Origin of the sequence: Embleya sp. NPDC050154 (assembly GCF_044460165.1) — a bacterium.
In the GTDB taxonomy this organism is placed as follows: domain Bacteria; phylum Actinomycetota; class Actinomycetes; order Streptomycetales; family Streptomycetaceae; genus Embleya.
Genome location: NZ_JBITJP010000023.1, coordinates 122,172 through 140,131, shown reverse-complemented (window position 1 = coordinate 140,131; position 17,960 = coordinate 122,172). Strand labels below are relative to the sequence as shown.

At 69.4% G+C, this 17,960-nt stretch carries 18 protein-coding genes and 1 pseudogene; 6 read left to right on the top strand and 13 right to left on the bottom strand.

Annotation, left to right across the window (positions count from 1 at the left end):
• Positions 1-129: 129 nt before the first annotated feature.
• From ACIBSV_RS37525 to ACIBSV_RS37495, 7 genes and pseudogenes are all read right to left on the bottom strand, one after another.
• Positions 130-270 (bottom strand): annotated as a pseudogene (locus tag ACIBSV_RS37525) (helix-turn-helix domain-containing protein); the annotation flags it as partial.
• Positions 271-549: 279 nt separating this feature from the next.
• Positions 550-1,089: a S26 family signal peptidase gene (locus tag ACIBSV_RS37520; protein ID WP_355546266.1), complete on the bottom strand. Its 540-nt coding sequence runs from the start codon at positions 1,087-1,089 to the stop codon at positions 550-552.
• Positions 1,086-2,993 carry an ABC transporter ATP-binding protein gene (locus ACIBSV_RS37515; RefSeq protein WP_395871213.1) on the bottom strand — a complete coding sequence of 636 codons (1,908 nt, stop codon included), beginning with the start codon at positions 2,991-2,993 and terminating at the stop codon, positions 1,086-1,088. The genes ACIBSV_RS37520 and ACIBSV_RS37515 overlap by 4 nt, the downstream gene beginning before the upstream one ends.
• Positions 2,990-3,535 carry a TlpA disulfide reductase family protein gene (locus tag ACIBSV_RS37510; RefSeq protein WP_395871211.1) on the bottom strand — a complete coding sequence of 182 codons (546 nt, stop codon included), beginning with the start codon at positions 3,533-3,535 and terminating at the stop codon, positions 2,990-2,992. Before ACIBSV_RS37510 ends, ACIBSV_RS37515 begins: the two co-directional genes overlap by 4 nt.
• Before the next feature lie 18 nt (positions 3,536-3,553).
• Positions 3,554-4,114, bottom strand: a complete 561-nt coding sequence (locus tag ACIBSV_RS37505; RefSeq protein WP_395871209.1) for a MauE/DoxX family redox-associated membrane protein — start codon at positions 4,112-4,114, stop codon at positions 3,554-3,556.
• Positions 4,115-4,253: 139 nt separating this feature from the next.
• A complete protein-coding gene (locus tag ACIBSV_RS37500) occupies positions 4,254-4,442 on the bottom strand; it encodes a hypothetical protein (RefSeq protein ID WP_380028313.1) in 189 nt (62 codons plus the stop codon).
• 100 nt (positions 4,443-4,542) lie between these two features.
• The gene (locus tag ACIBSV_RS37495) at positions 4,543-5,313 is read right to left on the bottom strand and encodes a helix-turn-helix domain-containing protein (RefSeq protein ID WP_395871207.1); all 771 of its coding nucleotides are present in this window, start codon (positions 5,311-5,313) and stop codon (positions 4,543-4,545) included.
• A 1,303-nt stretch (positions 5,314-6,616) separates the two neighbouring features.
• Between ACIBSV_RS37495 and ACIBSV_RS37490 the strand changes: the two genes are divergently transcribed.
• The 3 genes from ACIBSV_RS37490 to ACIBSV_RS37480 all read left to right on the top strand — a co-directional run bounded on the left by ACIBSV_RS37490 (position 6,617) and on the right by ACIBSV_RS37480 (position 9,832).
• A complete protein-coding gene (locus ACIBSV_RS37490; RefSeq protein WP_395871205.1) occupies positions 6,617-7,591 on the top strand; it encodes a helix-turn-helix domain-containing protein in 975 nt (324 codons plus the stop codon).
• Complete coding sequence (locus ACIBSV_RS37485) at positions 7,588-8,445, top strand: helix-turn-helix domain-containing protein (RefSeq protein WP_395871204.1); 858 nt, start codon at positions 7,588-7,590, stop codon at positions 8,443-8,445. Before ACIBSV_RS37490 ends, ACIBSV_RS37485 begins: the two co-directional genes overlap by 4 nt.
• 508 nt (positions 8,446-8,953) lie before the next feature.
• The gene (locus ACIBSV_RS37480) at positions 8,954-9,832 is read left to right on the top strand and encodes a DUF6461 domain-containing protein (RefSeq protein WP_395871202.1); all 879 of its coding nucleotides are present in this window, start codon (positions 8,954-8,956) and stop codon (positions 9,830-9,832) included.
• Here ACIBSV_RS37480 and ACIBSV_RS37475 read toward each other — a convergent pair.
• The 3 genes from ACIBSV_RS37475 to ACIBSV_RS37465 all read right to left on the bottom strand — a co-directional run bounded on the left by ACIBSV_RS37475 (position 9,807) and on the right by ACIBSV_RS37465 (position 12,095).
• Positions 9,807-10,268 carry a DUF4238 domain-containing protein gene (locus tag ACIBSV_RS37475; RefSeq protein WP_395871288.1) on the bottom strand — a complete coding sequence of 154 codons (462 nt, stop codon included), beginning with the start codon at positions 10,266-10,268 and terminating at the stop codon, positions 9,807-9,809. The genes ACIBSV_RS37480 and ACIBSV_RS37475 overlap by 26 nt on opposite strands.
• A gap of 409 nt (positions 10,269-10,677) precedes the next feature.
• Entirely contained in the window at positions 10,678-11,799 is a 1,122-nt protein-coding gene (locus tag ACIBSV_RS37470; protein ID WP_395871200.1) for a methyltransferase domain-containing protein, read from the bottom strand.
• Positions 11,796-12,095: a hypothetical protein gene (locus tag ACIBSV_RS37465; RefSeq protein ID WP_395871198.1), complete on the bottom strand. Its 300-nt coding sequence runs from the start codon at positions 12,093-12,095 to the stop codon at positions 11,796-11,798. Before ACIBSV_RS37465 ends, ACIBSV_RS37470 begins: the two co-directional genes overlap by 4 nt.
• A gap of 395 nt (positions 12,096-12,490) precedes the next feature.
• Between ACIBSV_RS37465 and ACIBSV_RS37460 the strand changes: the two genes are divergently transcribed.
• The gene (locus ACIBSV_RS37460; RefSeq protein ID WP_395871196.1) at positions 12,491-12,919 is read left to right on the top strand and encodes a hypothetical protein; all 429 of its coding nucleotides are present in this window, start codon (positions 12,491-12,493) and stop codon (positions 12,917-12,919) included.
• A 19-nt stretch (positions 12,920-12,938) separates the two neighbouring features.
• Complete coding sequence (locus ACIBSV_RS37455) at positions 12,939-13,742, top strand: tetratricopeptide repeat protein (protein ID WP_395871194.1); 804 nt, start codon at positions 12,939-12,941, stop codon at positions 13,740-13,742.
• Between the two features lie 13 nt (positions 13,743-13,755).
• Here ACIBSV_RS37455 and ACIBSV_RS37450 read toward each other — a convergent pair whose 3' ends face one another.
• Entirely contained in the window at positions 13,756-14,235 is a 480-nt protein-coding gene (locus tag ACIBSV_RS37450) for a hypothetical protein (protein ID WP_395871192.1), read from the bottom strand.
• Positions 14,229-16,721 (bottom strand): NACHT domain-containing protein, encoded by a 2,493-nt coding sequence (locus tag ACIBSV_RS37445; protein ID WP_395871190.1) that lies wholly within the window; start codon positions 16,719-16,721, stop codon positions 14,229-14,231. Before ACIBSV_RS37445 ends, ACIBSV_RS37450 begins: the two co-directional genes overlap by 7 nt.
• A gap of 378 nt (positions 16,722-17,099) precedes the next feature.
• Here ACIBSV_RS37445 and ACIBSV_RS37440 point away from each other — a divergent pair, with 378 nt between their 5' ends.
• The gene (locus ACIBSV_RS37440) at positions 17,100-17,336 is read left to right on the top strand and encodes a hypothetical protein (RefSeq protein ID WP_395871188.1); all 237 of its coding nucleotides are present in this window, start codon (positions 17,100-17,102) and stop codon (positions 17,334-17,336) included.
• A 364-nt stretch (positions 17,337-17,700) separates the two neighbouring features.
• On the opposite strand, the gene ACIBSV_RS37435 is transcribed toward ACIBSV_RS37440, so the two are convergent.
• Entirely contained in the window at positions 17,701-17,823 is a 123-nt protein-coding gene (locus tag ACIBSV_RS37435) for a hypothetical protein (RefSeq protein WP_395871187.1), read from the bottom strand.
• Positions 17,824-17,960 lie beyond the last annotated feature (137 nt).

The window sequence follows — 17,960 nt, the reverse complement described above, 5'->3', positions numbered from 1 at the left end:
GGTGTTCCTGTCGGCTCGGGCGCACATCCAGCGTTGCAAGGCCTTCACGTTCCCGCCCAGGTCCGCCAGACACGCCCAGAGGGCATCGTCCAACGTGAACCGGTCACGTCCCGGCGGGTCCGCGTGGCCCGAGGCGCGCGCTGCCGCCAACCAGCGCCACACCGTGCGCTCCGACACCCCCACCGCCTCGGCGGCTACCGCCACGTGCGCGCGGGTGACACCACCGGCCTCGCTCACGGCCAGCAGACGCCGCACCACCAACGGCCGCATCACCACGGCCGCATCCGAAAAACCGGCAGCAGGATGTACCGATATCGAAGACCGATCCCTCGCCATGAGAGAAGCACACCGGTGCCCCCGGATCCCGGACACAGGAATGGGCAACTCCATGACAGAACAACCCGCTTGTGTTGAGCACCCGACGTCAGTCGATGGTCACCCCCGTGACAGTCGAAACGATCACGGTCATCCACACCCCGACCAGCACACAAACACCCACACCACACCCCCACTCGACTGACGACCAACCACCGCCACCACGACGCACACTCACAGGTGGCGAAGCACCGTCCCCAGCACGCGCTCCGCCGGAAAGTAGCCGGCTTGCCGGGAGTCGAAGCTGATCTCCTCGTTGTCGCCCAGCAGGACCAAACTGCTGGCGGGGACCCGGGTTTCGAGCACTCCAGCCAAGGCGGGGAACCGGTCGCGCGGTACGGGGTCGCCCGGTGCGGCCGCCACACGCTTGATCAACCACTGCCGCCCTGTGATGGCGGGCGCCCGTGCAGTGCGCCCCACGGGCGGGCCGTACCAGGCGGAGCCGGGAACCATCCCGGTACCGGGGTGTTCCATCACGATCACCTGCCCCGGCGATGGGGCCAGGTCACGACGTACGAGGACCCGGTCACCATCGCGGTACGCCGGTTCCATGCTCGCCCCACGCACGGTTACCACGACCAGCCTGCGCGCCTGCAGTACCGAGACGACCAGGCCCGCCAGCCCCAGAAGCGCTGCCGGTGCTCCGCAAAGCAGCGCGACCCTGGTGACTCCGGCGACTCGCAGCGTCCCGTCGCGCGGTCGCGCGGGGATCATCGGTTTCCTCCAGTGAAGACTGATTCGGCTTCCGAGTCGTCCTGGTAGCCGGTTGCCTGAAGCGTGAACAATCGGGCATACTCCCCACCGGTTGCCATGAGAGCGGCGTGGTCGCCCCGCTCGGCTACACATCCCTCGGAGAGCACGACAATAAGGTCGGCCTCGCGCACGGCGCCGAGTCGGTGCGAGATCAGCAGGCTGGTCCGCCCCGTGCGGTGCCGCCGCAGCTCGGCGTGGATCTCGTGCTCGGCCTCGGCGTCGAGTCCGGCGGAGGGTTCGTCGAGGATCATCAGGTCTCGTTTGCCCTGCTCGTCCCGCAGGAAAGCCCGAGCCAGGGCGAGCCGTTGCCATTGGCCGCCCGACAGCATCACGCCGGTGGCCGGATTGTCCTTGTCGGATTCCATGAAGAACATGCGAGACAGCAGCGTGTCGTAGCCGTGGGGCAGGCCTGCGAGCTTGTGGTGGATGCCCGCCCGTTTCGCTGCGGCCTGAATCGGCACACGGTCGTCGGGGAGGGAGTCCGGATTGTCGGAGGAACCCAGACCGCCCAGGGCTATGTTGTCCGCCGCCGTCAGGTCGTATTCCATGTAGTCCTGGAACACCGCGCCGATCCTCCGCCGCAGTTCGACCGGATCGGTGTCGCGCAAGTCCACGCCGTCCCACAGAATCGCCCCCCGGGTGGGGTCATAGAACCGGCACAGGAGCTTGACCAGTGTGGACTTACCGGCGCCATTCAGCCCGACCAGTGCCACCGCTTGGTCGTGGGGTATGCGCAGGCTGACGCCGCGCAACACCCAGGGATGCTCCTCCGAGTAGCGGAACCACACGTCACGCAGCTCGATCGCGTCGCGCAGCTCAGGCAGCGCGCGAGGTGCGGCGGGCACCGGCAGCTCCGGACCGGCCGTGGTGACCGTCGCGTAGTGTCGGAACATCAGCACCGCCTGGTGAGAGCGGGCCACCTCGCCGGCGAGTGCGGCGAGCGCGCCCTGCACTCCGCCGACCGCTGCCACGAACATGGTGATGCCTCCCACGGATAACGCCCCGGTCCGCGCCGCGCCAACTGCCCACAGCAGCCCACCGCCGGACACCAGGGCGGCGAGTACTCCCAACCCGGCCTGGACGACGACCTCGCGCCTGTCCATGGCCCGCTTCGCGGCGTTGGCCGTACGGCGCTCGGTCAGCATGCGGTGCCGCAGAAAGGCACCGGCGCCGAACAGCCGTACCTCCTTGGCCGCTTCCACACTGGACAGCAACTGGCCGTAGAAGAGTTCTCGCCGCTCGACGGGACCGACATCCCAGAACATCCGTGCCCGCCTCCGCGACAGCGCAATTTCCGCAAGCAGAGTCGGCACTCCCGAGGCGAGCACCAGCACGGTCATCATCGGGCTGAGCAGAATCAACGAGCCGAGGAAACCGGTGACGGTGAGGGCCGCCCGGGTCATGCCGAGGACCCCGTCCACCACCAGAGTGGGGGCCGTCCCGCCGGATTGCTGGGCCAACCGCAGCCGGTCGAGGAAACGCGGGTCCTCGAACCGGCTCAGTCCGACGAAACCCTCCACAGCGGTGAACAACCGGTCCTGGGCGACCATCCCCACCTCCCGGTCGATCCCCGCCCGCAGATACCGGGTCACCTGTGGAGCTACCGCGGTGACCAGTCCGGCCAGGGCGAGTCCCACTCCCAGCCCGGTCAGGGCCCCGACGTCGGCACCTGCGGCAAGGCGGTCCAGCACCAGCTTGGTCAGCCAGGCGACCACCACCGGAAGCAGACCCACGATCAGTGCCAGCGCCGCGTACAGCGCGAGTGTGCCGGGAGCTGCCCGGACGGCGAGCGAAAACGCGGCGACCGCCTGCCGCCCCGCGCCGGACCGCTTCTGCGGCTGCTGTTCGGTCACGAGGGCGGTCATGCGATGGCGAGATGGCCCAGCCGGACCTCGTCCTCTGTGACGACCAGCCGCCCGGCGCCGTCCCGGGCGACCATGAGCAAGGTCGGGTACGCCTTGGCCTGGAACGCGGCACTCAGCGCCCCGTCGTACTCCTCGACGATCACGCGCGCCACCGGAGTGAGCTCGGCGACGAGCGCGGCGGACGCTTCAGTGTCGCCGACCACCGTTGCCAGCACCCGGTCGCGCCCACCGGGCAGCGTCGCCGCGAAGTCCAGGAACTTCGGCAGCTTCTCCTTGCAGGGCTTACAGGTGGGCGAGAAGAAGGCCACCAGTGTCTCACCGACCAGGAGGTCACGGGCGAGTTGTTCACCGTCCACCGTGGAGGCCGTGAAATCACCGACCTCCTCCCCCACCGTGATCGAGGCCCGGCCGTTGCCCGCACCGCCCACGTTGGCCAGCATCTCCGTGTGCTCACGCAGCCGCTTGATCACTCCTACCGTCAGGATCAGGTTGAGCAGGCACAGCGAACCCACGAGCGTCAGGGCCGCGATCAACAAGGGCATCGTGAATCTCCTTCTGGGTCATGGACGTCTCCGGGCAGCGCCCGGGCCGTCGCCGAGGGGCTCGAACAGTTCGAGGATGTCGTCGAACAGCGCAACCACCGCGCCCAACAGCAGGCCGGCGAGTATGGCCACCACAAGTGCGCCGGGGTCCGAAGACGTATTCGTCGCCGGTACGGTGACCGCACCGAGGCACGCGACGGCCGCGAGGACGACGTTACGCACGATGTGCCGGGCACCGAGTGGGGTCGTTGAGGCGCCGAAGCACCGGCACGGTGGACGGATGCCCCGACGGGCCGTGAGGGCGATCGCCGTCGCGAACATCACCAGCAACCCTGCCGCAACCAGAAATCCGGTCGCAGCGACCGTCGTCGAACCCAGCAACAGCAGCAACCACACGGCGTATTCGGCGACAACCACGAGCAGTGCCACCGGTCGGCATGCCTTCGCCGGCAGCAGTTCCAGACCACGCAGCGAAGCTACGAACGCGCCGAACGCGCCTCTCCCCGCCGTCTTGCCGACGGACGAGGCAAGGAACACCACTGCGATCAGGGAGCGGATCCCGAGCTCCAGATAGTGCACCGCACACCTTCCGTGTCGTCTTCCGTGTCGTCGTCCCACGGCTTGGGAGAGGGGGACCAGGGGCTCCGAGACCCAACCCGGTGCCCCTGGTCCTACGCCTGCGTTGACGTGCGCCGCTGCCCCCGTCGAGGGCGAATGCTCAGCAGTCGCAGATGTAGAGGTTGGGAGCGCTGTCGCAGCGTGTGCAGGAGGCGTGGTAGCCGCACTGGTTCTGGCACTGGTAGCAGGCCGGCCAGCTCCAGCACCGGCGTACTGCTGCCGCCGCGTCGACCTTGGGGGCGAATCGTTCGAGGAGGCTGTCCCCCATCGATTCAAGCTTCTTGAACACGTCCGTACTCCTTCGCTTGATTCGTTCCGGGCCGGAAGCGCCCGCAGCACGAGACTCGCGCGAGCTGGCCGGTGACGTCTTGTAATTAACCGCACTCTCGTCAGACGGAGGTTGCGGTCCGGACAGAGGCAGGCATCGGCACGCCTGGGGCCTGCCCCTTGCCGCGGTCCGCGGACCAGGGGCCCGGACTGCCGGATACCCGGCAGGCAATAAAGCGACCTGGAGCATGACCGGTCATCGCCTTGCAGTCATGGCCGAAGTGGGCCTGATCGTGGTAGCCCGCCAGCGTCGCCACTTCGGCCGAGGGAAGCCCGCTGTCGAGAAGTTGGAGTGCGCGTTGAAGCCGAAAGACGCGAGCGATGGCTTTGGGAGTGAGGCCGATCTGTTCCCGAAATCGTTTCTCCAGCTGTCGCTGCGACCATCCCACCCTTCGGGCGAGTGCCGGGATGGGAACGGCGCCGGCCCTATGGGCGAGTTCCTGCCAGGCCCAGGCCACGCGCGTCGAGGACGCAGGGCCACTCCGGGCCCATTCGGTGAGCACGACGTCGAGCAGAGCGAAGCGTTCGTTCCAGTCCACCGCGGTCGCGAGCGCCTCAGTGAGGTCGTCGGCGCGGGGGCCGAGCAATGCGCGAGGCTCGATGGCCACGTTCGCCAACTGCTGCAGGGTTGTACCGAAGATCGTGAGAGCGGCCCAGGGGGCGAAGGTCACCTCCACTTCGGACCAGCAGCCATTGTCCTCCTCGCCCGTCCTGCTGGTCTTCGGGCCGCCGATCGGGGAGGTCGAGGCGTTCGCGTCCACCGGCCCCGAAGGTAACTGCGACGGGGTGAGTTGCAGTTTCTCGTCGAAGGGGATCACCAGGGCCACCGCCATACCTACGGGCACTTCCTTGGCCCTGTGCAGTCGGTCCGGGCCGAGCCGGAACCCCCGATAGCAGCTCACACCTGGGCGCAGCCTGGGATGAGGTGAGGCGGATGCCACTTGCCATGTCCCGTCAGTGCATGCCGAATTGCGCACGATCGGTCCTCTCGGCCGGAGATGGATGGCGCGAACGCGCCAGGAGGGTGTCGCTGCCGGGCGCCGGCGGCCGGCGCCAATCCGGAGTCGTGGGTGCAGAGCAGGAGTTCCAGGGTTGCCACGAGGAAGATGTCTCGAGGCGGTCAGCCGGGGGCTACGGAAGGGCTGCTGCGGCGCAGGCCGCTCCGGCGACGAACGGCATCACGAACGTGGATGTGAGTGCGACACCACGTGCCGCGATCGCGCTTACGGTGCCCACCGTTCCCACGGAACAGGCAGCCGCCCTCGCGTAGTACACGGTGTAGCCGGCTGCGCTGAGGACGTCTGCGCATTCGCCAAAGCCAAGGGTCCCGACGCGACCGTCGGTCTGTTGCACCCGAGTCGTCGCCGCAGTGCTTTGCGACTCGGCTTGCGCCGGTGGAGCCACGAAGGCAAGCGCGACCGTGGCCGCGACTCCGGCGAGCGTGCCGGCGAGAATCCTTCGACAGGCTTCCATGTTCTCTCCATCCGTTCGGCGCGAATGGGTCCGGTCCCGTGGTCGGGCCGACCCGTTGGCGTCGCTCAGACTGGCAAGCGGGCCGGCCGGGAACAGTTCCGGGCCTGTTCGAAACATGTTCGGGACGTGTCCCGAACTTGACGGACTTCTTGCACGCCGCGGCCGAGGAGACGGACTCCTCGGCGGTGGCGGTCGAGCCGGCCGGCAGAGCGTTGCCCGTCAGGCCTGCCAGCGCCATCCGCGCCAAGAACGGTCTTTGTGATGACACGCATCGGTCTCTCCGTTTTCGTGTGGGTGGGCGTTGACCGGGCCGCGCCTGCTCGCCGCGTCCGCGCGCCCACCCCCGTGGGGTACGCGGTCGGGGGATGCGAGGACGATGTGTGGTGGATCGCGCCGTCCGGCTCGCACCACCGAGCTTGCCGGCCATTCCGGAGCCGGATCGGCGAAGTCCGTCCCGTTGGAACACCGTGGGACGCTCGGGGCGCTGACCTGCGGGGACGTCCGGCGGAACGCGGCAGCGCCGGGACGTCCGTACCGATGCGGGGTCGTGCGCTGGAATCGGCGCGGCGTCTCGGCCGGGCCCGTAGCGTGTGCAGACGGTGTGCCACCGGAGAACAAGAGGGTGAAGACCTTGGGGATCCTTGACGCCGTACGGGGTGGAGCATGTCGCGTTGGCAGGCATTACCGGATTCGCTGGACCGGAGGGTTCGGCAACTCGTGGTGCAGTTACGGAGTTTGAAGGACCGCAGCGGGCTGAGCCTGGTCTCGCTCGCGGCCAGGACCGGATACAGCCGCTCGTCGTGGGAGCGCTGCCTCAACGGCAGGGCGCTGCCGCCGCGGCACGTGGTGGAGGAGCTGGCGCGGATCGTGGGCGCGGATCCGGTCCGGCTGCTGGTGCTGCACGAGGTGGCCGAGGAGGCCTGGCGGCAGTCGACGGCGCCGACCGCGGCGACCGTCGTGCGGGACGAAGCCGCGCCGGGAGCACGTGGCGGGGCCGCGGCCGAAGGGCCCGGTCCGGCCGAGGATTTCGGTACGGCAGGGCACTCCGGTGCGGTCGAGGGCTCCGCGCCGGCGCCGGATCGCGCGCCGGCGGCGGAGCGAGCCGGCGCCTCGGAGGAGCCCGCCGCCTCGGAGGACTCGCCCGGCACGGCCCGACCGTCGGGCGTACGCCGGCCCGTCGTCCTCGCCGCCGTCGTGATCGCCGCGCTCGTGGGGGTGGGCGTCGGCATGCTGATCGGCCAGCCCCGGGGCGACGACGACGGACGCCGCAGGGACACAACGGGGGTGGGGACCCTGGGCCCGCGCCCGACCGACGGTCCTCCGACCACCGCCGGAGGGCCCGGCCGCTACCGCTTCCAGCCGGGCAAGTCCTACCCCTGCGAGGTTCGTAGGGCCGACGCGGTGGACGGGGGGCTGTCCGCCGGATACAGCGCCACCCGGACCGTCGAGCTCGCCGGACCGGGCTGGGACGTGGTGGAGGCCCAGTGCCTGCTGGACCATCACCGGATGGATCCGGGCATCGTCGACGGGGTGTACGGGCAACAGACCATCGCGGCCGTGATGCGCATGCAGAAGGAGGCCGGATTGCCGGCGGACGGCATCGTGGGCCCCCACACCTGGCAGGTGCTGCGCGGATGAGCGCTCCCGCGCCGGAGTGCGCGGCACTGGCCGAAGGGCTCCGCGAGCTGAGGGCGCGTACGGGCCTGAGCCTGGCCGCGCTGGCCGAACGCACCGCGTACAGCAAGTCGTCGTGGGAACGCTGTCTCAACGGCAAGACGCCGGTACCCCGCCACGCCGTCGAGGCATTGTGCGCGATCGCGGGCGAGCCCACCGGACGACTGCTCGCGCTGTGGGAACTGGCGGACGCCGAATGGAGTGGACGCGCCCGCCAGGCCCGCCCCGCCGGCCCACCCGCACCCGCGCCGTCGCCCCCGTCACTGCCCACGCCCGCATCGGCCCCCACCGTCGCCACTGGCAACACGGGCGTGCAACGACGGCCTCGGCACGGGTGGTTGTTCGTCCTCGTCGTCACCGGCGTGGCCGCGGCGACCATCGCCTCGATCCCGGTGCTGACGGCCCTGCGGAGCCACGACGCGGGACCGCCGCCGATCCTGCGCTCCCCCGTACTGGACCCCGCTCCCGGATGCCGTGCGGATACGTGTGACGGGAGGGACCCCGACGAGATGTCCTGCGGGCTGCCCGGCCGGGACGACTCGCTCGGAGCACAGCACCACACCGCGACCGGTACACGCGTGGAGGTCCGCTACAGCTCGGTATGTGCCGCCGCGTGGGGCCGGATCTGGCACTCGAAGGTCGGGGACACGATCGAGATCTCTGCCCTCGGCACCCGTCCGCAGCGATTCGTCGTCACCCACACCACCGACACCGACGCCTACCGCTTCACCCCGATGATCGGCGCCCCGGCCCGGACCGGACTACGACTGTGCTTCATTCCGGCGGGGGGTACGAGCAGGGAGTGCTTCGACATCTGAGGACACACCCGCGAAGGCGGTTGTCGTATCCCTGTGGTGGGTGATGGCGGACCGTCGGTGAGGAGGGACCGGGACGATGGGTGAGCGCACGGCGTGGCGGCCATTTCTGGAGCGGTGGAGCGAGGAGTGGGTCGCGGGGCACGATCCGGAGCGGGACGGGCCGCTCGCGGAGGACGAAGAACCCCTCGCGTGACCTGCGAAAACGCTAACTACTCGGCCTTGGCCAAGGTCCTGGAACAAGCCGCGCCGCACCCGGGCGCTCCCGCAGGATCAAAACGCCCCCCGACGTGCCCAACCCTCCCCTGACAGGGCACATGCTCGAAGCCGCCGCCACCGCACCGTCCGTGTGCCCCCTGGCTCGTCTTACGCAAAGGTCGCCCGACTGCGGGCGTTGCTCGTGTACGACCTCGAACGCACCGACACTGCCTCACGGATCGCGGGTGGGTCGAGGCATGTTCCCCACGTGTGGGGCGCGGCGGGTGTCGGATACCGGCTCTACGGTGTGTGCATGAGTGCCTGGGACGGTATCGCGTGGTTGCGTGAGGCCCGCGAGTTCGGATCGGACTACTGCGTGACGTTCGCCCGGGGGCTGGAGCCCCTGGAGTTGCTGACCCGGATGGGCTGCGACCCCGGCACGGCCGCGCCGATGGGGCTCGTCGACGCCACCGAGACGTACTTCGACACCGGGGTGGAGACCATCCGGGCCGGCACCTCGCGCGGGTGGGCGTACGCCGTGGAAACCACCGGAAACCGCGGATTCGAGGAGGGTGTCCTGGCCGCGGTCTCCACCGGCACCGAGGCGGTCCTGGTATACAGCGACTGCAACCCCGTCGCGTACCTGCTCCACGCCCAGAACGGCGCGATCGTGTGCGGCTTCGAGGAAGACGCTCCCGAGGACCGCATCGGCACGGACCCCGACCGGCTCCTCCCCCACATGATCGCCGCCGGACTCCTCACCCCGCACGGCACGACACCCGACGACGACGCCCCGACGCGGGGTTGCGAACTGCGCATGGCGGAGTCCGTGTTCGGCCTCGACCTCCCCCACGACACGGTCGTCCACGGCACTCCTCGCGGCCGGACTGCGGGAAGGACTCTCCGCACCACTGCCCGTCGACACCTCGCCACCACAACCGATCCCCGACACAGGACCCATCACCCTGACGGCCACGGCCGTCGCCGAACCACCCGGCGAGTAGACGACAGTAAGGAATTCCGCTCCTTCCCGCCTCCCACGATGCCGACACACCGACGCGGACCGCCCGCGAAGCGCCCGATCGCCGCACCCGCCACCAAGCCGTCTTGGATCCGGACCGTGCCCAGGGGGAGCGGCCGGGGTGGGGGTATCGGTTGGAGGGACGTTACGAACATGTCCCCATCGAGCTGACCCGTCTGGGATACGTACCGCCCCGCACGTTGGAGACCGGCCGGGGACGGGCCACCCGCCGAAGGCGATCGTACTGGCCGCGGACCACCGGGAATCCGACCAGTGTGCCCAGGTCCGCCTCCGCGGCGCGGCGGGCCGTGGGGGAAGAGGCCCTCCCGGGGGCGGCCAGGAACCGTAGGGCTGCCGCGCCGCTCGCCTCCACCGAGGCCAGGAGCTGCTCCATACGCCCGTCGGGGTAACCGTCGACGTGGATGAAAGTGTAGAAGTCCTTCACAGCCAAGTCCGCCGGCATGCGCAGCCCAGGCCGGCCCGTGCGGCGGTCTCGGACCCACACACGCCCGCGCGTATCGGCGAACGGCTCGATCAGGAACCGCGGCACGGTGTGGTGGCGGGCGCCGACGCCAACTGTCGGATCCCATTCGTCGATCTTCCGCATGTCCACCGAATCACTGTCGCAGGCACCACCGACTACGTCGCCGGCTTTTCTGCGTCGCCGCCTTTTGCCCCGCGGGCATTGCGTCTGGTCCTGGCGTGGCTGCAGGCGGAGGCGGCCGATAGGGAAGCGAATCCCTGTACCACCGAGGCGCGTGCCTGGGACCCTGATCGACATGACTTCGGAACCCCGGATCACCGCCTTCAGCGCTGCTCCCGACGGATGGCGTGCAGCCTTCAAGTGGCCAGACGGGCGGGGCGAGTGCGCGAATCGCCACCGGCCGACGCCACGGCACGGCACCGCAGCCAAGGGACCGCTCGGCCCGCTCCCGGACGCGGCCCGGGCGGTTCGACCACAACGGAGTACCGGCCCGACCGAGGTGATTGTCCTGCGGGGCCGGCGCATCGGCGGGCTACGCCGAGGGCGTGAACGAGGTCGTGTGGCGTCCTTGTGAGTCGATCCGGAGCCGGTGGTGCTCACGCCCGGGTCTGCCGGCGCTCTCGAAGTCGCGCCGGACGTTCGCGAGTTCGTCGGCGAGGCGGCGCGGGCCGGACTGGCGGCTGGTGCCGTTGGCGTGGATGGTGGCGACGGAGCCGTCACCGGTCCACAGGGTCAGCGCGTCGGGAAGGTCGCGTTGGCCGAGGTCGGACGCGGGCAGGGCGAGACCGAGGGGGAAGCGGAGATCGTCGTCGTGCCACGCGTCGAGCGGCATCGCGCACGGCTCCCGGGATCCGGTCGGGTCGCCCGGGTAGGGAATGTTGTTGGTGCCCGCAGTGGTGCGTAGGCCCATGAAATAGGCCGGTGTTGCCAGAAACGGGCCTTCGGCGTGGCCGTGTTCGTCGACCGTCAGGCAGGCGATGCCGGTACCGAGCGGCAGCACGAGGCGGCCGCCGGGCCTGACGGCGGCGAGCCAGCCGGGTGGGACGCGGTCCACGCCGCAGGTGGCGATGAGGCGGTCGAGACTGCGGGGCGCGGCGGGTGGGTGGCTGCCGTCAGTGTGGACGACGGTCACGTTCGGGTGTCCCGCCGCGGTCAGGGCGCGGCGGGCAGTGGTGGCGACGTCGGGTTCGATGTCGACGGTGGTGACGTTGTCGTCGCCGGCGAGGCGGGCGAGGAGGCCGGCGTTGTAGCCGGTGCCGGCGCCGATCTCGACCACGTGCATGCCGGGTTCGACGGCGAGGGCGTCGAGCATGGCGGCCATCAGGGAGGGGACGGTGGAGGACGACAGCGGTGGGCCGTCGTCGCCGAACATCGTCGCCGTGACCAGGAGCTGGTCGGTGTAGACCTCGCGTGTCCAGTCGGGGTGGTCGCAGGTGAAGACGCGGGTCTCCCACGTATGCGGGGCGGTCTCGACCCGGCGGACGAAGCGGGGTACGTACACGTGCCGCGGTTCGGCGCGGAACGCGTCCAGCACGTCGGGGCGGATGCCTTCGGTGGTCATCGTGTCGACCATGGCGTGGCGCAGTCGGCGGGTCTCGTCGGTGTCGGCAGGCGACGCCGCGGGGGTCGTGCCCGCGGGTGGGTGGGTGGTCATCGGATGCTGTGCTCCAAGTGGTCGACGATGGCGGTGGTGATGTGGTGGTGGCCGGGGACGAAGCCCCACTGGCCTCCCGGGTTGAGTTCGAGAGCAAGGACGCGGTGGTCTCGGGTGGCGATGAGGTCCCAGGCGGCGAAGACGAGCCCGAAGTTCCGGGTGACGGACACTACGCGGCGCGCGAGTGCGGCACGCAGTGTTCCGGGCCGGTAGGTGGTGTGTTCGTCGAGTGCGGTGCGGATGTCGAGGTAGGGGACGTCGACGTGGATCTCCGTGACGAACAGGCGCTCCCCCACGACGGCGACGCGGTACTCGAACGCCCGTTCACGAACTTCGGCTTGGACGAGGTGTGCGGTGGCAGCGCGCCGGGACGTTCGATCGCGGTCCCGGCGAGGCGGGCCCGGTCCAACAGCAACGGGATCAGGGCGGCTTCGGTTGTCTCGGACGTCGCGGGCTCGGGTTCGAATACGATCCTCATGGCGATCCCCTTCGTCGGCGAGCCGTGCCTGGCGGCGCGGCGTCGTGGTGTCAGCGTGCGTCGGCCCGGTGCCGGCGGTCATTGCGGGTGAACAAGCGCGGCATTGAGGTCGGGTGTCAATAGGGGGTGGGGTCGGGATGAATGCCTCCCGGATGGCGGCCGGTTCGGGTTACGGTGCGGTCATCGTTCGGTGACGCACCGTCGGGGGGCGTGATGTCGAGGCCGACCCGGGCGCGACGTGAACAGATACGACGCGAGGCCGCGACCATCCGGGCCCGCTGCGAGTGCGAAGGCCGGCCGGTCGAGGAGATCGCGGACACCATCGGGGAACGCATCCCCGAACTGTCCGCGTTGGAGGGGTGGCGCCTGGCGCTGGGCTGGACGCGCGCGCAGACCCTGGCCACCGTCGCCCGTGTCTACGCCGACGACGGGCTGCGCGTGCCGGGACTCTCGGCGGAGCAGTTGTGCCGCTTCGAACACGGGCCGGATCGGCCCGGGCCCGAGTACGCGCAGGTCCTCGCAAGGGCGTACGGCACCACCGAACATCGGCTGGGGTTGACGACACGGTGCGCATGCGGAAGGGACGAAACGAGGGATCCCTCGGATCGGCTCGGGTACCGTCGCGCAGGTGCTGTTCGGTGAACTTCACCGCGTACGCGGCATGTTGGTCCCCGTTCTCGAACACCCCACCGGCGGTGGGACAGGCACCGCGGTGACGGGTCTGCGGCTGGTCGCGGCCCGACTCTCGGCGCTGTTGGGCAACGTCGCGTTCCATCTGGGCGACCACACCGGCGCCCGGGCACACCTGACCGCCGCCGCGCTTCTGGGCGAACGCTGCGGGGAGGACGACCTGCGGGCGTGGACGTTCGGTGCCGCGTCCATGGTCGCCCGTGCCGACCGACGTCACGAGGCCGCGCTCGCCCATGCCGAGCGCGGCCTCGCCCTCGCGGGCACCGCGTTGCGGCGCGCGCAACTGTCGTCTTGGGCGCTCGCGCCGTCCCTTGCCGCGTTGGGCCGCGGCGAGGACGCCCGGCGCGTGGTCGCCGACGCCGACGACGCCCTGGACGCCGCTCCGGCACAGGCTCCGGGCCGGTTCGGCTTCGACCATGCCGAGCATCTTCTGCACACGGCCGAGACCCATATCGCCCTCGGGCAGGGCGAGACGGCGAGTGGGCACGCGCGCGCATCGATGTCCGCCGCCCCACACGCGTCCCCGGGGTGGGCGGCGGCCACCGCCGTCCTGGCCTTGGCCGAAGCCTGCGCCGCGCCCGGCGACGCGGCCGCCCGCGCCCACGACCTCCTCGACCGTGTCCCCGCGCAACACCTGCGCGCCACCACCCGCGAACGCCTCGACCGCCTCGCATTGGGCATGCCCAGGGACGTACGCGCCGGCGACGAACTCCGGCAACGGCTACACGCCCTGCCCCGGGCCGTCGACACCCACGGACGACCACCCGCGCCGTGAGCGGGTGTGTCCGCTAAATCCTGATACTCCCGAGGTATTCGATGATCTCGCCCCGGTGCGGCACGAGTTCCGGCAGGTGCGCGGCGAGTGCGCCGCGGGTGGCGGCTGCGAGGTCGGAGGCGCTGGTGGTGGTGGCGGTGCGGACGTAGGGTTCGAGGCGCTTGATCAGTTCGTAGTTGTTGTCGATGTTCTCGGCGCGCATCGTCTTCTCCAGCGGCGGCGCGCCGGGCGGCGGGACGGCCGGGAGCACCCGGCTGAGGAAGGTGACTCGGTGCAGGATCCGCCAGCACGGCGGCTTCGCGGTGCTCTGCCGGGCCTGGCGCAGGGCGGTGGCGTCCGGGGCGTCGCTGTTGGCGAGCCACAGCGGGTCGACAACCTTGTGGTAGAAGTCGTCGAAGTTGGCGCTGTTCTCACCCGGATAGAAGGTGAGGAAGCGGTAGGCGTCGACCTTCCTCGGTACCAGGACCGGCTTGCCCGCAGCGGAAACTAGCACTCGTAGGGCCGCTGCGTACCGAACTGGGCGCGGGTGTCGCGAAGGTGTTCCTGGAGAGTCTGGTGCGGGAAGGCGAACCCACTACCGGCTCGCCGCAGAAGGATCCGTTGTTCGGCATCATGCAGGAAGTGCTGATAGCGACGGGGTGTGTTCCCGCTCCAGGTGAGGCTGGCGCGGAGGGTCCAGTGATACGTGAAGGCCGCCCCGCCGAATCGGAAGCCGCGTGAGATCCCGTACATCGCACTTGCGAGGGCCGCGGTGAACAGAGTCCGTGTGAGGGAGGCGTCCGCATCGGCAAGTGTGATCAGGGCGCTGAGCAGCAGCCCGACGATCAGGGCGTTCAGTGAACCGTGGAACACGGCGTAGCGTGCGGATCGGCGGATCCCTTCGTTTGGTCTGGGCCGCTTGTCGAGGAGTGTCGCCTCGAATTGATTCCCGAGCAGGTAGGCAACCGTGAGGAGGCATACGGCCGCGGGTAGCAGCCACCCTGTGTCCGGGATGACCAGGCCTAGGGCGATGCCGAACAGACCGACTTGGAGGAGCCCGGCAAGCATGCCGAGGCCGAGACCAAGGCCTATGGCCCCTTTTGTGGATGTCGGGGGCGCGTTCATGGATGGTAGCCATTTCCAGCGGAGTTCCTCGATCGGCCTGTGGGAGGTGTGCAGTAGGCCCTCGGAGGTAGTGACCATGGCCCACAGGTAGGCGAGCGTCACGACGGCCACCGCCGGTGCGGAGAACTCGGTGCTGAATGTCCAGGGTCCCACCAGCTCTCCCGCCAGGGCAGAGATCGATGCCGTGGCAGCGGTGGAGAGTGGTGACGATGATTGGGAGGCGGCGCGCAGGATCATCCCCCAGCAGGCCCCCATTACGAGGAACCCCAAGGACAACCGCGCTGCGGAGCCTGTTGGGGACCAGACACCGGCGACCCAGGCGCCCATTGCCGCACCCGAGGTGGCTGAGACCGTGACGACGAGGCCTGTGGAGGTCGGCGAGGATGACGGGGCCTGGAACGCGGAAAGGACCAGCAGTGCCGCCATCAGGGCCGCCGGCCCTCGAAGATCGACGCTGATAAAGCCGGACTGCACACCAAGGGCCAGCCAGGCCATAGCAAGGCCGCAGGCCAGCACCTGTACCGCGTACCTGGACAGAACGCGCGGGAGTTTGCGGTGCTCTATCGGGATCCAGGAGTCGTCGAGCCGATCGAGGTACAGCACATCCTCACCGCGGCTGCCGAGCTGGCGGGAGAGCCAGGTCAGCCACTTGATCGTGTCCTCGTCGGAGTAGCGGCTTGGCGCTGCGAGCATGCGGTTCAGATACGCGTCGAAGATCCGACGTTGACGCTGTTCGATCGACATGCCGGATGTTGGGTGGAGTTCGTGTGCGGTTCGGCCCGCGTACGTGTGGTGAATGATGTTGAGCATCAGCGGCGAGCGCAGCAGCTTCCAGAGATTCTTGTCGGCCTCCAAGGCCGCGCGCACGTCCGCATAGGCGTCGGTTCCGGTCGCTGGGTCCCCGGCCAGGTAATCCTGGACATTGCGCCGGGTCGGCGGTTCCAGGCTCGCCAGGGTGCCGCCGATCTTCAAGGTCAGCGCCAAGTCGCGATCGCGGCAGGTGACGACGATGCCCGAACATGCGGTGCGGTGCCGTCGGATCTGTCTCGTGCATTCCCGGCGATGCTCCGTGGCAACCCGGTCCAGGCCGTCGAGCAGCGGAAGGATCAGGCCCCCCGCAAGCCAGGCTCTGCTCAGCTGCTCCGCGACGTCGTAAGTGTTCTTGATCTGGTCTACGAGCCAGTCTTCCAGGGGCTGTCCCTGGTAGTTGGACAAGCTCAGCAGTACAGGTATCGGCGGCAGCCCGTCATGATTGTCGACGCGTCCGCGTCGGTTGAGTTCATCCAGCGCGTCGGTGGTGAGCGCCTCGGCCAGCTTGGCCAACTGGGTTGACTTTCCCATTCCCGCGTCACCGATCAGCACAAGATCGTCGGCCGCCCGGTCGAACAGCTCCCGGATGCTTCCGTCGAAGGGCAGGAAAACCACACCCGGCGCGTCTTTGTGCTCGCGCTTGCCTCTTCCGCGGCGTGGGCGCGCGGTGGTGGGGCGCTCCTTCAGCAGGGTGAAGGAGGGCGGTATGTAGTAGCCGGTCTCGGCATGGGCGAGGGTCTGCTGCGCGTCACCCCGAACCCGCTTCAGCATCACCTGATGGCGCCGTTGGGCAACGCCTATCTTCTTGTTGAAACGGCCCCGTAACGCGGCAGCCATCGCAGCCATGGCAGCGACGATGTCGACCACCCGGCGCAGCATGCGGGGGGCCAGAGCTCGTCTTACTCCCCAGTCGGCCACTGCCCTGTTCCGGGCGCCGTCTTCGTCGTCCTCGTCGACCCAGGGGAGCGGCTCGACCCCGCCGTTGGCTTCGATCTCCTGCTGGCGCTGTTCGGCGACGGCCCAGTGCTGCTCCCATTCGCCGATATCCCCGCCGAGAAACGTCACCAGCGCCTCCCCCGTGGGCATCCATCGCGAACGTCCCTTGCCGGTGAGGATGTTGTGTACATGCCCTGCGGATATGCCGGTCCTGCCGGCGATCTTTGCGACCCCCGGACGGTCGGCCGGAACGTACAACTCGTCGTGCAACCTGCAGGCGAGTTCAGCCCACGGCCCGGCACCGGGATCAGGACGAGCGACTCCCGGATTGCGCCTTCCACCACGCGCCATCTGCGCTTCCCCCTCTTGCCGGTTGGCGGCGTCGATCGTTCATTCACTGGCATTCACTGCTGGTCGGAACCCCTTACCGGGCGGGTTCCGCACGCTCTACAACTGAGGACACCGGCCGGCCGAACCCTTACCCCCGACCTCGAAAGGGCGAGAATCGTGGATGTCCTCAGTCCGTATGAGACGTATCTCCTGGCGGTAGTGACGCTGGGTCTGGTCCGCACCGTGCTGCTGCGTCTGATGATGGTGGCGGCGCTTGCACTGGTGCTGCGCGGCAGCGATCCCGGTGAGCGGCCGGCGCTGCTCAGCAGCTTCGCCGAGTGCCTGCTCCACATGGCACGGAGCACGATCAAGCACCGGCGCGGCTCCGAACGCACGGACACGCGTCGCCGATAGGGCCCATGTGAGGGTCGCGGAGGTACATGATCACCGCGACCCATCACCGGGTCCTGAAGGGTGTCACGGAACTTCGACAGCCTGATCCAACCAACCAGGACCTCCCGTCGGCGGGTTGCGAGGGGCCAGCGCCGGTCCGAGCAACGGATGGGAGAAGTCCTCGCCCCGGCACGGTAGATACAGCTTCGTCTTGTTGATCTGTTTGAACCGGGCGAGTGGTCAAACGTGCCGTGTACCCGGTGCAGCCGGCCGTCCGGGGATCGGCGTGTTCGTAGTGGGAGCGGCCGTACTCCCGGACACCGCCGTCGGCTTCGGGCGCGTCCCCACCCGGGTACGGCGGGTCGTGATCGTCGATCAGGGCCGGTCACTCACCGTCCAGGGGTCCGCCGGTCAGCCGGCTCCCGGCCCGGCCGGGGTCGAGGTCGGGCATACAGGGATCGTGGCCGTACCAGGTCCGCAGGCCCTCGAGGGTGTCGTCCATCGTCATGGAACCGACCGTAGCCGGCACAGCCGGGGCGTGGGCGGGATTCGGGGGAACATGCCGGTGGGATCGTGTCGGCAACACGGTGGGCGACCTGCCGCACGGAGGTCGACGAACGCGACCACCACGGGCAATATTTCGCC

Excerpts from the sequence above, each read along its gene's own strand:
- ACIBSV_RS37485 (WP_395871204.1), top strand. The coding sequence starts at position 7,588 with ATGAGCGCTCCCGCGCCGGAGTGCGCGGCACTGGCCGAAGGGCTCCGC.
- ACIBSV_RS37515 (WP_395871213.1), bottom strand. The coding sequence starts at position 2,993 with ATGACCGCCCTCGTGACCGAACAGCAGCCGCAGAAGCGGTCCGGCGCG.
- ACIBSV_RS37470 (WP_395871200.1), bottom strand. The coding sequence starts at position 11,799 with ATGACCACCCACCCACCCGCGGGCACGACCCCCGCGGCGTCGCCTGCC.
- ACIBSV_RS37480 (WP_395871202.1), top strand. The coding sequence starts at position 8,954 with ATGAGTGCCTGGGACGGTATCGCGTGGTTGCGTGAGGCCCGCGAGTTC.
- ACIBSV_RS37455 (WP_395871194.1), top strand. The coding sequence starts at position 12,939 with ATGTTGGTCCCCGTTCTCGAACACCCCACCGGCGGTGGGACAGGCACC.
- ACIBSV_RS37495 (WP_395871207.1), bottom strand. The coding sequence starts at position 5,313 with ATGGCGGTGGCCCTGGTGATCCCCTTCGACGAGAAACTGCAACTCACC.
- ACIBSV_RS37520 (WP_355546266.1), bottom strand. The coding sequence starts at position 1,089 with ATGATCCCCGCGCGACCGCGCGACGGGACGCTGCGAGTCGCCGGAGTC.
- ACIBSV_RS37510 (WP_395871211.1), bottom strand. The coding sequence starts at position 3,535 with ATGCCCTTGTTGATCGCGGCCCTGACGCTCGTGGGTTCGCTGTGCCTG.
- ACIBSV_RS37490 (WP_395871205.1), top strand. The coding sequence starts at position 6,617 with ATGTCGCGTTGGCAGGCATTACCGGATTCGCTGGACCGGAGGGTTCGG.
- ACIBSV_RS37435 (WP_395871187.1), bottom strand. The coding sequence starts at position 17,823 with ATGACGATGGACGACACCCTCGAGGGCCTGCGGACCTGGTACGGCCAC.
- ACIBSV_RS37460 (WP_395871196.1), top strand. The coding sequence starts at position 12,491 with ATGTCGAGGCCGACCCGGGCGCGACGTGAACAGATACGACGCGAGGCC.
- ACIBSV_RS37475 (WP_395871288.1), bottom strand. The coding sequence starts at position 10,268 with ATGCGGAAGATCGACGAATGGGATCCGACAGTTGGCGTCGGCGCCCGC.